The organism is Inquilinus sp. (genome assembly GCF_057815775.1).
This window is the reverse complement of the sequence record NZ_JBYRFX010000301.1, coordinates 1-16,336: the sequence shown is the minus strand read 5'-3', so window position 1 is coordinate 16,336 and position 16,336 is coordinate 1. Positions and strand designations below refer to the sequence as shown.

The 16,336-nt window shown below is 70.6% G+C and carries 2 protein-coding genes; both read left to right on the top strand.

The window, feature by feature from the left end:
• The first annotated feature begins 28 nt into the window (after positions 1-28).
• Positions 29-6,283, top strand: a complete 6,255-nt coding sequence (locus AC3XYG_RS10735; protein WP_489139819.1) for a non-ribosomal peptide synthetase — start codon at positions 29-31, stop codon at positions 6,281-6,283.
• On the top strand, positions 6,280-16,336 hold a 10,057-nt coding region (locus AC3XYG_RS10730; RefSeq protein ID WP_489139818.1), incomplete at its 3' end, for a non-ribosomal peptide synthetase. The genes AC3XYG_RS10735 and AC3XYG_RS10730, both read left to right, overlap by 4 nt.

Below are 16,336 nucleotides of genomic sequence, written 5' to 3'. Positions count from 1 at the left end.
GGATCTGAGCGGCAACGGCGTGGTGCCGGTGGCCCGGACCTACGACTTCCGCCCGGTGCCGGCGCGGGTGCTGGAGCAATGCCTGATGAAGCCGGCGGCGGAGGCGGTGGTCTGCGAGGACCAGCGTCTGAGCTATGGCGGGCTGGCGGATCTGTCCGGCCGGGTGGCCTGGGCGCTGCAGCGCCTGGGCGTCGGTGCGGATGCCCGGGTCGGGCTGTGCGTGGAGCGCTCGGTCGGCATGGTGGCGTCGCTCTTGGGCGTGTTGCGGTCGGGCGGGGCCTATGTGCCGCTGGACCCGTCGCACCCGGAAGCGCGGCTGCGCGAGATGATCGGCGATGCCGGGCTGCACTGCATCGTGGCCGACCGCGGCAGCGCCGAACGGCTGTCCAACCTCTTGGCCGACCAGCGCCTGGTGGTGCTGGAGGATTTGGCGCCGGAAGCCGAGCCCTTCGCCGATGCGGTGCCGCAGCCGCTGCAGCTGGCCTATGTGATCTACACCTCGGGGTCGACCGGCAAGCCCAAGGGTGTGGCGGTGAGCCACGGCTCGCTGCACCTGCATCTGGAAGACTTCCTCGGCACCTACGGTATCAGCGCCACGGACACGGTGCTGCACTCCTCGACCATCAACTTCGACGTGGCGCTGCATGAGATCCTGCCGGCGCTGATCCGGGGCGGTCGCGTGGTGATGCGCGGTCCGGCGCCGTGGGAGCTGGACCGAATGAACGCGGCGCTGGCGGGGGAGGGGGTAACCTTCGCCCGGATCCCGACGGCGTATTGGCAGCAATGGATGCGGTCGCTGCCGGCATCGCTGCCGAAGCTGCGGCAGGTGACGGTGGGCGGCGAAGGCCTGCCGGGCGATGCGCTGGGCCGCTGGCAGCGGACCCATCTGGCGCATGTGCGGCTGGACAATCTGTACGGCCCGACCGAGACGACGGTGGCGTCGCTGTACCACCGGACGAGCCCATCGGATGCGTCGGAGACGATCGTGCCGATCGGCCGGCCGTATCCCGGCCGCAGCGCCATGGTGCTGGACGGCGACGGCGCGGTGGTGCCGGCGGGCGGCCTGGGCGAGCTGTGCGTCGGTGGCGACAGCGTGGCGCGGGGCTATCTGAACCGCCCCGGGCTGACGGCGGAACGCTTCGTGCCGGATCCGCATGGCGCGCCGGGCAGCCGGCTGTATCGAACGGGCGATCTGTGCCGGATGCGGGCGGATGGCACAGTGCTGTTCCTGGGTCGCCTGGACCATCAGGTGAAGCTGCGTGGTTACCGGATCGAGTTGGGAGAGATCGAGGCGGGTCTGCGGAGCTGCCTTGGCGTGAAGGAAGCGGCGGTCGCGCTGAAGGGCGCGGGCGAGAGCAAGCGTCTGGTGGGCTACGTCACGGGGGATGTGGACCCGGACGCCATCCGGATGACCCTAGGCCGTGACCTGCCGGAGCACATGATCCCGTCGGCGATCGTGGTGCTGGAGCGTCTGCCGCTGACGCCGAACGGGAAGCTGGACCGCAACGCGCTGCCGGAGCCGGAGATCACGGCGTCTGCGGTGGAGGCGCCGCGGACGGAGACGGAGCGGGTGCTGTGCGCGGTGTGGGCGGAGGTTCTGTCGCTGCCGGCCGTCGGCATCACCGACAACTTCTTCCGCATCGGTGGTGACTCGATCCTGAGCCTGCGGGTGATTGCGCGGGCGCGGGAGCAGGGGATCCGGGTGACGCCGCGTCAGGTGTTCGAACACCCGACGGTGGAGCGCCTGGCCCAGGTGGCCGAGGCAATCGGCAGCGACGAGGCGGTGCAGGCGGAGATCACTGACCGAGCATTGGCACTGACGCCGATCCAGTCCTGGTTCTTCGAGCGCTACCCCGCAGGCCTGTCGCACTGGAACCAGTCGGTGCTGCTGCGGGTGAAGGGCGAGCTGTCGGAACCGGCGCTGTCGGGCGTGCTGTCGTGGCTGGTGCGTCGCCACGATGCGCTGCGCCTGCGGTTCGAGCGCACGGATGGTTCATGGAGCCAGCGCGTGGTGTCGTCGGAAGACGCCTCGCTGCTTCAGGTGACGACGCTGGTCGGAGAGACTTGGCAGGTCGACCTGGAGGCGTTCGGTCTGTCGGTGCAGACGAGCCTGGAGCTGGGCGCGGGCCCGCTGCTGCGGGTGGGCTATGCCCGCCTGCCGGAGCAGGGCGAAGGCCGGCTGCTGCTGGCGATCCACCATCTGGCGGTGGATGGGGTGTCCTGGCGGGTGCTGCTGTCGGACCTGCAGCGAGGCTATGAGCGTGCGCTGGCGGGCGAAGCCCAGCCGACGGGTGGGCCGCGGACACCGTGGAGCCATTGGGCCCAGGCGCTGCAGGCTTATGGCGCCACGCCCGAAGTGCAGTCGGAAGCCGCTTGGTGGCGGGCCTCCCTGTCGAATGCGACGGGCCGGCTGCCGGTGAAGTCCGGCGGCGACCGCCGGCTGGGATCGAGCCGGGAGGTGACATGGCGACTGGAGGCGTCGCAGACACGCCGTCTGCTGCAGGAGGTGCCTGCGGCCTACCGGACGGGTGTCGAGGATGTCTTGCTGGCAGCCCTGAGCCGCGTGCTGGCGGACTGGTCCGGAGCCCCAGGCGTGCTGGTGGACCTGGAAGGGCATGGCCGCGAGGGTGTTGTGCCGGATGTGGATGTGTCGGAGACGGTGGGCTGGTTCACCACCCGCTATCCCGTCTGGCTGCAGTCGGAGACCGACGCGGCCGCCCATCTGATCGGAGTGAAGGAGCGGCTGCGATCGGTGCCGCATCGCGGCCTGCATTGGGGCCTGCTGCCGGCAGCATCCCGCCAGGGCCTGCCGCGGTCGGAGGTGAGTTTCAACTATCTCGGCCGGTTCGACGGCAGTCTCGCCGAAGATGGCCTGTTCGACTTCACCTCGGGGGCGCGCGAATCGTCCGTGTCGCCCGAGGCGAGGCTCGACCACGCGCTGGATATCAACGCGAAGCTGTTCTCGGACGAACTGGAAGTGAGCTGGCGCTACAGCCCGGACGAGGTGTCGGGGGCCGAGGTCGAGGCGCTGGTGGCGCAGTTCGATCGTGAATTGCGCACCCTGATCGTCCATTGCCTCGCGCAGGTATCGGGGGCGACGGCGTCGGACTTCCCACTGTCGGGTCTGACCCAGGCGCAGTTCCAGGTCCTGGGCCTGGACATATCGGAGATCCAGGATCTCTACCCGGCGACGGCGGTGCAGCAGGGTATGTTCCTGCACGGCGAGCTGCAGCCCGGCGAGGGGGTCTATGTCAACCAGCTGCGCGTGACCTTTGCCCAGGCCGTGCAGCCGGCAGCATTTCGCGGGGCCTGGCAGGCGGCGGTGTCGCGGCACGACATCCTGCGCACCGGCTTCGAATGGAGCCCGGACGGCCAGGCGCTGCAACTGGTGCGGCATGCGGCTGAGTTGCCGTTCGAGCGGCACGACTGGTCGGGAGATGCCGATTACGAAGGCCGCCTGTCGGCGTGGCGGGACACGGATCTGGCGCGCGATTTCGGCCCGGCGGCGGCGCCGTTGATGCGGGTGGCGCTGTTCATCCGCCCCGATGGCGGGACGGATATGGTCTGGACCCATCATCACGCCTTGATGGATGGCTGGAGCACGGCCCGGCTGCTGGCCGGGGTGGTCGAGGATTACGGCCGGCTGCTCGCCGGCGATGCGATTGCGCCGCAGCGATCCCCGGCCTATCGCGACTATCTCGCCTGGGTGGCGCGCCAGCCGGAGGACGAGGCCTGGTGGCGCCGGCACCTCCAGGACGCGGACGAGGCGGTCGGGCTGACGGCCATCCTGCCGCCGGCGCAGGGCAGCACCCCCGACGCCACGCCGCGGGAGATCCGGCACCGCCTGGACGAAGCCTTGTCACGCCGGCTGAACGAGGCGGCGCAGCGGCATCAGGTGACGCTCTACACCCTGGTCCAGGCAGCCTGGGCCATCCTGCTCGGCCAGCACGGCCACAGCCGGCACGCAGCCTTCGGCGTCACCGTCGCCGGCCGTCCGGCCGACCTGCCCGGCGTGCAGGAGATGCTGGGGCTGTTCATCAACAGCCTGCCCTTCGTTACCGACATTCCCGCCGCCGGGTCCTTCGGCGACTGGCTCGCCGCATTGCAGGCCCGCCAGGCGGAGATGCGGCAGCGTGAGCACACGCCGCTGGCGAAAATCCAGAATTGGGCCGGGCGTCCGGGCCAGCCGCTGTTCGACAGCCTGGTGGTGTTCGAGAACTACCCGATCGATGAGACCGCCATGCGCGGCGGCCAGCTGGATGCGCAGGGCTTCCAGGCCGCCAGCCGGACGCATTATCCCCTGACCCTGATCGTGCTGCCGGGCGGCCGCGACCGCCCGCAGATCGAGCTGAAATTCAGCTGGGATCCGACCCGGCTGGACTCCGATGGCGTCGGGCGGCTGGCCCAAACCTATGTCGACCTGCTGGCCGACCTCGCCGATGCGGCGCCGGAACTGCCGGTCGGCCTCATTGGCCGTCCCCCCGCCGCGGCGTTGGCCGAGGCGACGCGGCCGCTGCCGGAGCTCCTGCCGGTCCGCCTGGCCGCCCGCGGCATGGGTGTAATCGACCGCCCGGCGCTGGTGTCGCGCGGGCAATCCCTCTCCTGGGCCGATCTCTGGCGCCGGTCGGGTGCCCTGGCCGCCACCCTGCAGGCGCAGGGCGTGACGCCGGACTCCCGGGTGGCCCTGCTGCTGCCGCGCGGCATTCCGTTCGTGATTGGCCTGCTCGCGGCGTGGCGCGCCGGCGCCGCCTATGTCCCGCTCGACCCGGGCCAGCCGGCGGAGCGGCTGGCCTGGCAACTCGCGGATTGCGGTGCAGGATGGCTGGTCGCGGAGGGCCCGGTCGACTGGTGCCCGTCGACCGTCGCGCAGCTGGTGCCGGAGGAAGTCCCGGCGGCTACAGTCGTGCCGGCCCCGGTCGTCCTGCTCCCCGACCAGGCGGCCTATGTCATCTACACCTCGGGGTCGACGGGCCGGCCGAAGGGTGTCGTCGTCAGCCACGGGTCTCTGGCGGCCTATGTGTCGTCGGTGTTGGAGCAGATGCCGTCCGGCATCGCCAGCGCGGCGCTGCTGTCCACCGTGGCCGCCGATCTCGGCCACACCACTCTGTTCGGTGCCTTGTGGCAGGGCTGGACGCTGCATCTGCTGGATGATCTCGAGGCTTTCGACGGGGCCCGGCTGGGCGCCTATCTGCGCCAGCATGCGATCGACCTGCTGAAGCTGGTGCCGAGCCATCTCGGGGCCTTGCTGCACATCCCCGACGCCGCCTGCGTCCTGCCGCGCCGTTGCCTGGTGCTGGGGGGCGAGGCGATCGGCGCGCCGCTGGCCGAACAGATCCGGTCGTTGCGGCCCGACCTCGCGGTGCTGAACCATTACGGCCCGACCGAGACTACGGTGGGCGTCGTGACCCGCCAGGGTCTCGGCGGCCTGTCCCCGGTGCCGCTCGGCCGGGCGCTACCGCATGCGCAGATCCATGTCCTCGATCCGAACGGCCATGCGGTTGCGGCGGAAATCGCCGGCGAAATCACGATCGGCGGGCAGGGTGTGGCGCGCGGCTATCTGGCCCGCCCCGGCCTGACGGCGGAACGCTTCGTGCCGGATCCCTATGGCCAGCCGGGCAGCCGGCTCTATCGCAGCGGCGATCGCGGCCGCTGCTCGACCGACGGGGAACTGGTGTTCCTCGGCCGGCTGGATGCCCAGGTCAAGATCCGCGGCTGGCGGGTGGAGCCGGGCGAGGTGGCGGAGCAGATCCGCGCCCTGCCTGCGGTCACCGACGCCGCCGTGGTGGTCCGCGACTCCGGCACCGGGCCGCGCCTGGTCGGCTACGTCACCGGCGATGTCGATCCGCAGGCGGTGCGGGCGGCGCTGGCCCGGCGCCTGCCGGACCCGATGATCCCGTCGGCGATCATGGTGCTGGAACGGCTGCCGGTGACGCCGAACGGCAAGCTGGACCGCGCGGCGCTGCCGGAGCCGGCGACGGCGTCGACCACGGTGGCAGCGCCGCGCACCGACACCGAGCGCATGCTGTGCGCGATGTGGATGGAGCTCCTGGCCCTGCCGGCTGTCGGCGTCACGGATGATTTCTTCCGCATCGGCGGGGATTCGCTGATCGCCATGCGGGTGATGGTGCGGCTGCGCCAGAGCTTCGGCCCCGACCTGCCGCTGCGGCTGCTGTTCGACCACCCGGTGCTCGAAGCCCTGGCGGCCCAGCTCGAGGCGACGGCGCGCCTGGCGGCGGACGACATTGCCGACCTGCAAGATATTCTCGAGGAACTTGCGTCATGAACTACCAGCTGACCTCCGATCTGCTGCGGCTGTCGCGCGACTATGCGAAGCTGCCGGCAGAGAAGCGCAGCCAGTTCCGGCGCATTCTTCGGGACCGCGGCATCCCAGCCTCGCGGCTGCCGATCGTGCCGTTGAGCATGGAAGGCGGCCGCCGCCCGCTGTCGCGCATGCAGCAGCAGCTGTGGTTCTTGTCGCAGCTCGACCCCGACAGCGCCGCCTACAACATGCCTGGCACGATCGAGCTGGAGGGGCGGGTCGACACCGATGCCCTGCGCCGGGCGCTGGAGCAACTGGTCGAGCGCCACGAGATCCTTCGCACCCGCTTCGGCGAACAGGATGGCCTGCCGTTCCAGGAAGTGACTGACGAAGCCGGCTATGGCTGGACCGTCACCGACCTGTCCGATCTCGACCCGGCCGGGCAGGATGCGGCGCTTCAGGCACTGCGCGAGGCCGCGGGCCGGCAGCCCTTCGACCTGGCGCGCGGGCCGCTGGTCCGGGCCGATCTGGTGCGGCTGGCAGCGGAACGCCACATCCTCATTCTGACGCTGCACCACATCGTGTCTGACGGCTGGTCGACCGGCATCCTGGTGCGGGAATTTCATGCCTTCTATGCCGCTGCTCTGACCGGGCAGCCGCCGGAGCTTCCGGCCCTGCCGCTGCAATATGCCGATTACGCTGCCTGGCAGGGGGAGTGGCTGGATGAGGAGGCGCTGGCCCGTCAGGTCGATTACTGGCGGGGCCAGCTGGCCAACCTGCCGCCGGCCCTGGAGCTGCCGGTCGACCGGCCGCGGCGGGCGGGCGCACTGGCCGACGGGGCATCTTTCGGCTTCACCGTTCCGGCCGGGCTGACGGCGCGGCTGCGCGCGCTGGCCGGGGCCGAAGGCGCGACGCTGTACATGGTGCTGCTCGCCGCCTACCAGCTGCTGCTGGCCCGCTACAGCGGCCAGCAGGACATCGTCGTCGGCTCGCCGGTCGCCGGCCGCAGCCAGCGTGAGCTGGAAGATCTGGTCGGCGTCTTCGTCAACACCATCGCCCTGCGCTGCGACCTGTCGTACAACCCGTCGGGGCAGGATCTGCTGCGCCGCGTCCGGGACACCGCGCTCGGCGCCTTCGCCAACCAGGACACCCCGTTCGGGGCGCTGGTGGCGGCGCTGCAGCCCGATCGCGATCTGGCGCATCATCCGGTGGTCCAGGCGTTCTTCACGCTGCAGAACACGCCGGGCCAGGCCCTGGAGCTGCCCGGCCTCACCATGCGCTGGATCGAACAAGACAGCGTGACCGCGAAATTCGATCTGTCGCTCACGGTCGATGAGGTCGGCGACAGTCTGCGCGCGGTGTTCGAATATCCCGGCGAGCTGTTCGATGCCGGCACCATCGAAGGCCTGTCGCAAAGCTATGTCAGGCTGCTGCGCGGCCTGGTGGAAACCCCGGCGCGGCCGGCGCTCGGCCTGCCGCTGCTGGAGAACGGCACGGCGCTGCCGGCACCGCAGCGCTATGCGTTCCGATCGGTGACGGAGCGTGTGCTGGCGCAGTGCGGACGCGACCCGTCGGCGACGGCTGTGGTCCATGAGGACCAGCGCCTGAGCTATGGCGGCCTGGAGGATCTTTCGGGCCGGATGGCCTGGGCGCTGCAGCGGCTGGGTGTCGGGGCCGATGTCCGTATCGGCCTGTGCATGGAGCGTTCGACCGGCCTGGTGGCGTCGCTGCTGGGCATCCTGCGCGCCGGCGGGGCCTATGTGCCGCTGGACCCGGCCTATCCCGAGGCGCGGCTGCGCGACATGATCGCCGATGCCGGACTGCATTGCATCGTGGCCGACCGGGCGAGCGCGGAGCGGTTGTCTAGCCTGCTCGACGGGCAGCGCCTCGTGGTGCTGGAGGATCTGGCCGAGGAAGCAGAGCCCTTCCTGGATGCGGCGCCGCATCCGCTGCAGTTGGCCTATGTGATCTACACTTCGGGGTCGACGGGCCGGCCCAAGGGCGTCGGCATCAGCCACGACAACGTGGCGCGGCTGCTGGACTCGACCGACGGTTGGTTCGGCTTCGGGCCGCCGGATGTGTGGACGCTCTTCCACTCCTACGCCTTTGACTTCTCGGTGTGGGAGATCTTCGGGGCCCTGGCCTATGGCGGCCGGCTGGTGGTGGTGCCACACTGGACAGCCCGCGACACCCAGGCGTTCCACGATCTCCTGCGTGTCGAAGGCGTCACGGTGCTGAACCAGACGCCATCGGCGTTCCAGCCGCTGATGCATCTGGACATCGCCTCGGACCAGCCGCTGACGGCGCTTCGGACGGTGATCTTCGGCGGCGAGAAGCTGGAGCCGTCGACGCTGGCGCCGCTGATCGCGGCGCGCGGGGACGCGGCGCCGGCACTGATCAACATGTACGGCATCACCGAAACCACGGTGCATGCGACGTACCGGCGCTTGGGTACGGCCGAGATCCTGCCGCAGGGCGCGCGCAGCCTAATTGGTGAATCGCTGCCGGATCTGCCGGTGCATGTGCTTGATATGGCGCTGCAGCCGACGCCGCCGAACGCCCTGGGCGAGCTGTGCGTCGGCGGTGCCGGTCTGGCGCGGGGCTATCTGAACCGTCCCGGGCTGACGGCCGAACGCTTCGTACCGAACCCGTATGGTGCGCCGGGCAGCCGGCTGTATCGCAGCGGCGACTTGGCGCGCAGCCTGGCCTCGGGCGAGCCGGAGTACATCGGCCGCCTGGACCATCAGGTGAAGTTGCGCGGCTACCGGATCGAGCTTGGCGAGATCGAGGCTGGCCTGCGGGGCTGTGCCGGGGTGAAGGAAGCGGCGGTCGCGCTGAAGGGTAGCGGTGAGGGCAGGCGCCTGATCGGCTACGTCACCGGTGACGCGGACCCGGACGCCATCCGGATGACCCTCGGCAAGGACCTGCCGGAGCACATGATCCCGTCGGCGATCGTGGTGCTGGAGCGTCTGCTGCTGACGCCGAACGGCAAGCTGGACCGCAACGCCCTGCCGGAGCCAATGGTGACGGCCGCGGCCGGCCGGGTGGTCGCGCCGCGCACGCCGACGGAACAGCGGCTGCGCGACCTGTGGTCCGAGCTGCTCGGGGTCGACGGCATCGGCGTCGAAGACCATTTCTTCCGTCTCGGCGCCCACTCCCTGACCACCGTGCGCCTGGTGTCGCGCATTCGCGACCGGCCGGGGCGCGAGATCTCGCCCAGGACCGTCTTCGCCAGCCCGGTGCTGCAGGATCTGGCGGCGGAGATCGACCGCGCCGCGCCCGCGGCCTCGCACCGGATTCCGCAGCGCGCGCCGGGCGCGCCGGTGCCGCTGTCGCACACGCAGGAGCGGCTCTGGTTCCTGTGGCGGATGGATTCTGCCGACACCGCCTACAACCTCAGCGGCACGCTGCGCCTCGACGGCACGGTGGATGCCGATGCCCTGCGCCGGGCGATCGCTGCCGTCTACGGGCGCCACGACGTGCTGCGGACGCGGATCCGGGAGATCGACGGCACGCCGTTCCAGGTCGCGGCCGAGGATGCCGGCTTCGGCTGGGCCGAAACCGACCTGGCCGATGTTGAGCCGGCGCAGCAGCCGGCGGCGCTGGACGATCTCGTCCGCACGGCGTCGACCGCGCCGTTCGATCTCGAAGCCGGCCCGTGCTTCCGTGTGCATCTGATCCGCCTGTCCGACCGGGCGTCGATCCTGGTCATGGCGCTGCACCACATCATCGCCGATGGCTGGTCGATGCCGATCCTGGAGCGCGAGATCGTCGCCGGGTATCGCACCGCCCTCGGCCTGGACGCCGCCGACTTGCCGGCGCTGCCGCTGCAATTCGCCGATGTTGCGGCCTGGGAGCGCGGCCGGGCGGAAGACGACGTTTTCGCCGCCCAGCTGGACTACTGGCGCATCCGCCTGGCCGATGCCGACACGCCGCTGGCCCTGCCGGCGGACCGGGTGCGCAACGGCCTGCGGCGCGGCGAGGGCGGCCGCATCGGCGTGACCCTGCCGCCGGCCTTGGCCGAATCCATCCGCGTGGCGGCGCAGTTGCACGGCACCACGCCCTTCGTCGTCCTGCTCGCGGGCTTCGCCGTGCTGCTCGGCCGCTATGCCTACAGCAGCACCGTCCGCATCGGCATTCCCGTCTCCGGCCGCAGCCGGATGGAAACCGAAGGGCTGATCGGCTGCTTCATCAACACGCTGGTGGCCGGCATCGATCTGCACCAGGCGGACTCCGCCCGCGCCCTGCTGGCGCGGGTGCAGGAGGAGGTGCTGCGGGCGCAGGCGAATGGCGACGTCCCGTTCGTGCGGATCGTCGACGAACTGCAGCCGGAACGCGACCTGACGCAGACGCCGTTCTTCCAGGTTATGTTCAACCTGCAGCAGCAGGACGAGGACACGCTCGCCGCCCTGCCGGACCTGGCGATCACCCGGCTGGAGGGGGCTGGCCTCGCGGCCCAGTACGATCTGTCCGTGCAGGCCCGGATCGTGGGAGAGGCCGTCAGGCTGACGCTGGTCTACGCCACCGACATCTTCGACGGGTCGGCGGTGGAACGGCTGAGCGGCCAGTACCTGGAGATCCTGCAACAGCTGTCGTCGCAGGACGATCACGGGATCGGCGCGTTGTCGCTGGGCCAAGGCACGGCCCTGCCGACGGTTGAGTCTTATGCGTTCCGGTCGGTGACCGGGCGGGTGCTGGAGCAGTGCCGGCGCGACCCAGCGGCCGTGGCGGTGGTCCATGAGGACCAGCGCCTGAGCTATGGTGATGTGGAGAGCCTGTCGGGCCGGATGGCCTGGGCGCTGCGGCGGCTGGGCGTCGGGGCGGATGTCCGCGTCGGCCTGTGCATGGAGCGTTCGACCGGCCTGGTGGCGTCGCTGCTGGGCATCCTGCGGGCCGGCGGGGCCTATGTGCCGCTGGATCCGGCCTATCCCGAGGCGCGTCTGCGCGATACCATCGCCGATGCCGGGCTGCACTGCATCGTGGCGGATCGGGCCAGTGCCGCGAGGCTGTCCGGCCTGCTCGACGGCCAGCGCCTGGTGGTGCTGGAAGACTTGGCCGAGGCGGCAGAGCCTTTTGCGGATGCGGTGCCGCACCCGCTGCAGCTGGCCTATGTGATCTACACCTCCGGCTCGACAGGTCGGCCCAAGGGCGTCGGCATCAGCCACGACAATGTGGCGCGGCTGCTGGACTCGACCGACGGTTGGTTCGGCTTCGGGCCATCTGACGTGTGGAGCCTTTTCCACTCCTACGCTTTCGATTTCTCGGTGTGGGAGATCTTCGGCGCCCTGGCCTATGGCGGGCGGCTTGTTGTGGTGCCGCACTGGACAGCCCGCGACGTCCAGGCGTTCCACGACTTGCTGCGCATTGAAGGCGTCACGGTGCTGAACCAGACGCCATCGGCGTTCCAGCCGCTGATGCACCTCGATGTGGCCTCGGACCAACCATTGACGGCGCTGCGCGCGGTGATCTTCGGCGGTGAGAAGCTGGAGCCCTCGACGCTGGCATCATGGGTGGCCAAGCGGGGCGATGCGGCCCCGGCGCTGATAAACATGTACGGCATCACCGAGACCACGGTGCATGCCACCTACCGGCGTCTGGCAGCGGCAGAGGTGCTGGGACCGCAGGCGCGCAGCATGATCGGGGAAAGCCTGCCCGACCTGCCGGTGCACGTGCTGGACCAGGCACTGCAGCTGGCGCCGCCGAACGCCCTGGGCGAGCTGTGCGTCGGCGGTGCCGGCCTGGCGCGGGGCTATCTGAACCGTCCCGGGCTGACGGCCGAACGCTTCGTACCGAACCCGTATGGTGTGCCGGGCAGCCGGCTGTACCGCAGCGGCGACCTTGCGCGCAGCCTGGCCTCGGGCGAGCGGGAGTACATCGGCCGCCTGGACCATCAGGTGAAGTTGCGCGGCTACCGGATCGAGCTCGGAGAGATCGAGGCGGGTCTGCGGGGCTGCCTTGGCGTGAAGGAAGCGGCGGTCGCGCTGAAGGGCGCGGGCGAGAGCAAGCGGCTGATCGGCTATGTCACGGGTGACGCGGACCCGGACGCCATCCGGATGACCCTAGGCCGTGACCTGCCGGAGCACATGATCCCGTCGGCGATCGTGGTGCTGGAGCGCCTGCCGCTGACGCCGAACGGCAAGCTGGACCGCAACGCGCTGCCGGAGCCGGAGATCACGGCATCGGCGGTGGAAGCGCCGCGGACGGAGACGGAGCGGGTGCTGTGCGCGGTGTGGGCCGAGGTGCTGTCGCTGCCGGCCGTCGGCATCACCGACAACTTCTTCCGCATCGGCGGTGACTCGATCCTGAGCCTGCGGGTGATCGCCCGGGCGCGGGAGCAGGGGCTGCGGGTGACACCGCGCCAGGTGTTCGAACACCCGACGGTGGAGCGTTTGGCCCAGGTGGCCGAGGCGGTCGGGACGGACGAGGCGGTGCAGGCGGAGATCACCGACCGCGCCTTGGCGCTGACGCCGATCCAGTCCTGGTTCTTCGAGCGCTACCCCGCAGGCCTGTCGCACTGGAACCAGTCGGTGCTGCTGCGGGTGAAGGGCGAGCTGTCGGAGCCGGCGCTGTCGGGCGTGCTGTCGTGGCTGGTGCGTCGCCACGATGCGCTGCGCCTGCGGTTCGAGCGCACGGATGGTACGTGGCAGCAGCGTGTGGTGCCGACGGAGACGTCGGACCTGCTGCAGGTGACGACGCTGACCGGGTCGGCCTGGCCGTCGGATCTGGAAGCGTTCGGCCTGTCGGTACAGACGAGCCTGGAACTGGGCTCAGGTCCGCTGCTGCGGGTGGGCTACGCCCGCCTGCCGGAACAGGGCGAAGGCCGGCTGCTGCTGGCGATCCATCATCTGGCGGTGGATGGGGTGTCGTGGCGGGTGCTGCTGTCGGATCTGCAGCGCGGTTATGAACGAGCCGTTGCGGGCGAAGCCCAGCCGGCGGGTGGGCCGCGGACGCCGTGGAGCCATTGGGCCCAGGCGTTGCAGGCCTATGGCACGAGCCCGGAAGTTCAGTCTGAGGCGGCTTGGTGGCGTAACTCCGTGTCGAATGCGACGGGCCGGCTGCCTGTGAAATCCGGCGGCGACCGTCGTCTGGGGTCGAGCCGCGAGGTGACCTGGCGGCTGGAGGCGTCGCAGACGCGCCGGCTGCTGCAGGAGGTGCCGGCGGCCTACCGGACGGGTGTGGAAGACGTGCTGCTGGCGGCGCTGAGCCGGGTGCTGGCGGATTGGTCCGGCGCGCCGGGCGTGCTGGTGGATCTGGAAGGCCATGGCCGCGAGGGTGTGGTGCCGGATGTGGATGTGTCGGAGACGGTGGGCTGGTTCACCACCCGCTATCCCGTCTGGCTGCAGTCTGAGACCGACGCGGCCGCCCATCTGATCGGTGTGAAGGAGCGGCTGCGGTCGGGGCCGCATCGCGGCCTGCACTGGGGCCTGCTGCCGGTAGCATCCCGCGAAGGGCTGCCGCAGTCTGAGGTGAGCTTCAACTATCTCGGGCGGTTCGACGGCAGCCTGGCCGAGGATGGGCTGTTCGGCTTCGCCCGGGAGGCCCGTGGCGCGTCGATGTCGCCGGAGACGGCGCTGGACCATGTGCTGGATATCAACGGCCTGGTGGCGGAAGACAGCCTGTCGCTGAGCTGGCAGTACAGCCCGGACGTGGTGTCGGCCGCTGAGATCGAAGACCTCGTGCGCCGGTTCGATGCCGAGATCCGATCGCTGATCACCCATTGCCTGGCACAGGCACCGGGGGCAACGGCGTCGGACTTCCCGCTGTCGGGCCTGACCCAGGCGCAGTTCCAGGCGCTCGACCTCGACGTGTCTGAGATCCAGGACTTCTACCCGGCGACGGCGGTGCAGCAGGGGATGCTGTTCCACAGCCTGATGCGGCCGGGCGAAGGCGTCTATGTCAACCAACTGCACCTGTCGCTGCCGCAGGCGCTGGACGTCACGGCTCTGCGGGGCGCGTGGCAGGCGGCGGTGTCGCGGCACGACATCCTGCGCACCGGCTTCGAATGGCGCCATGGCGGCGACGCGCTGCAGGTGGTGCGGCACGCGGCCGAGCTGCCATTCGAGCGGCATGATTGGTCGGGCGAGGATGCCTTCGAGGACCGGCTGTCGGCGTGGCGGGCGGATGATCTGGCGGCAGGCTTCGACCTGGCGGCGGCACCGCTGATCCGGGTGACGGTGTTCGATCGCCCGGATGGCGGGTCGGACCTGGTATGGACCGGCCATCACGCGCTGATGGATGGCTGGAGCACGTCGCAGTTGCTGGGCGAGGTCGGGGCGGCCTATGAGGCGCTGCGGCGTGGTGCGCCGGTGCCGTCGGTGTCGGGCCCGTCCTACCGTGACTACGTGTCCTGGCTGGTGCAGCAGGGCAACGGCGAGGCGTGGTGGCGCAGCCAGCTGGCCGAGGTGGACGAGCCGGCGGGTCTGCTGGGCAGCCTGGAGAGCCCGGCGGCGGGTGAGACGGGATCGCACCGGCTGTACGAGCGGCTGCCGCAGGGGCTGAGCGAGCGGCTGCGGTCTGCGGCGCAGCGTCATGCTGTGACGCTGAACACGCTGATGCAGGGCGCTTGGTCGGTGCTGCTGTGGCGTTACGACAATCGGCCCCAGGTCGTGTTCGGGGCGACGGTGTCGGGACGCCCGCCGGAGCTGGCGGGGTCGGACCGGATGCTGGGGCTGTTCATCAACAGCCTGCCGGTCTGGGTGACGCTGAGCCCGGGCGAGCCGGTGTCGGCGTGGCTGCGGCGGCTGCAGGACCGGAACAGCGAGCTGCGGCAGTACGAGCACACGCCGCTGTCGGAGATCCAGCGCTGGGCAGGCCAGGCCGGCGAGAGCCTGTTCGACAGCCTGGTGGTGTTCGAGAACTATCCGGTGGACGATGCGGCCCAGGCAGCCGAAGGCGGCCTTGCCCCCACCCGGGCCGAGACCATCGAGCGTACCCATTATCCGCTGATGCTCGGGATCATGCCGCGCGATGAGCTGCGGCTGAACTGGATCTGGGACGGCGACCGGGTGTCTTCGGCCAGCATGGATCTGCTGCGCCGCCATTATGTCGAGGTGCTGGAACAGCTGGCCTCGGAGCATGATCTGCTCCTCGGCCAGCTCGGCACCGAGCCGGCCACGCCGGCGCCGCGGCCGCTGCCCTCTTACGGCTTCCGGTCGGTGGCGGCGCGGGTCGCGGACCGGGCTGCGGCAGGGCCGGATCGGATCGCGGTGACCTGCGCGGGCGAGAGCCTGAGCTATGGCGACCTCGATGCCTGGTCGAACCGGATCGGGCGGGCGCTGCAGCGGCTGGGCGTCGGGGCGGAGGCGCGGGTCGGGCTGTGCCTGGACCGTTCGGCCGGGATGGTGGCCTCGCTGCTCGGGGTGCTGAAGTCGGGCGGGGCCTATGTGCCGCTCGACCCGTCCTATCCCGAAGCCCGGCTGCAGGACATGGTGGCCGATGCCGGCTTGCATGGCATCGTGACCGATCGGGCCAGCGCGGCCTGCCTGCCCGGCCTGTTGTCGGGCCAGCGCGTCCTGGTGCTGGAAGACCTCGACGAGACTGACGGTACGGCGCTGGCGCAGGCGGTGCGGCATCCGTTGCAGCTGGCCTATGTGATCTACACCTCGGGTTCGACCGGCAAGCCGAAGGGCGTGGCTGTGAGCCATGGGGCGCTGGATCGGTTCCTGGCCAGCATGGCGCAGGCGCCGGGGCTGACGCCGGACGATGTCTGGCTGAGCGTGACCTCGATCTCCTTCGACATCTCGGCGCTGGAGCTGTACCTGCCGCTGGTGACCGGCGCGCGGGTGGAGCTGGCGCGGCGGGAGACGGTGCGGGATGGCCGGTCGCTATCGGCGCTGCTGCAATCGAGCGGCGCTACGGTGCTGCAGGCCACGCCGATGGGCTGGCGGGGGCTGCTGGAAGGCGGCTGGACCGACGGGCACGGGCTGACGGCGCTGTGCGGCGGCGAGGCGCTGCCGGAGGATCTGGCGGCGGCGCTGCTGCGGCGCGGCGTGCGGCTGTGGAACATGTACGGGCCGACCGAGACGACGATCTGGTCGGGCCTCGCGCCGGTCGAGGCGGGTCAGCCGATCCGGTTGG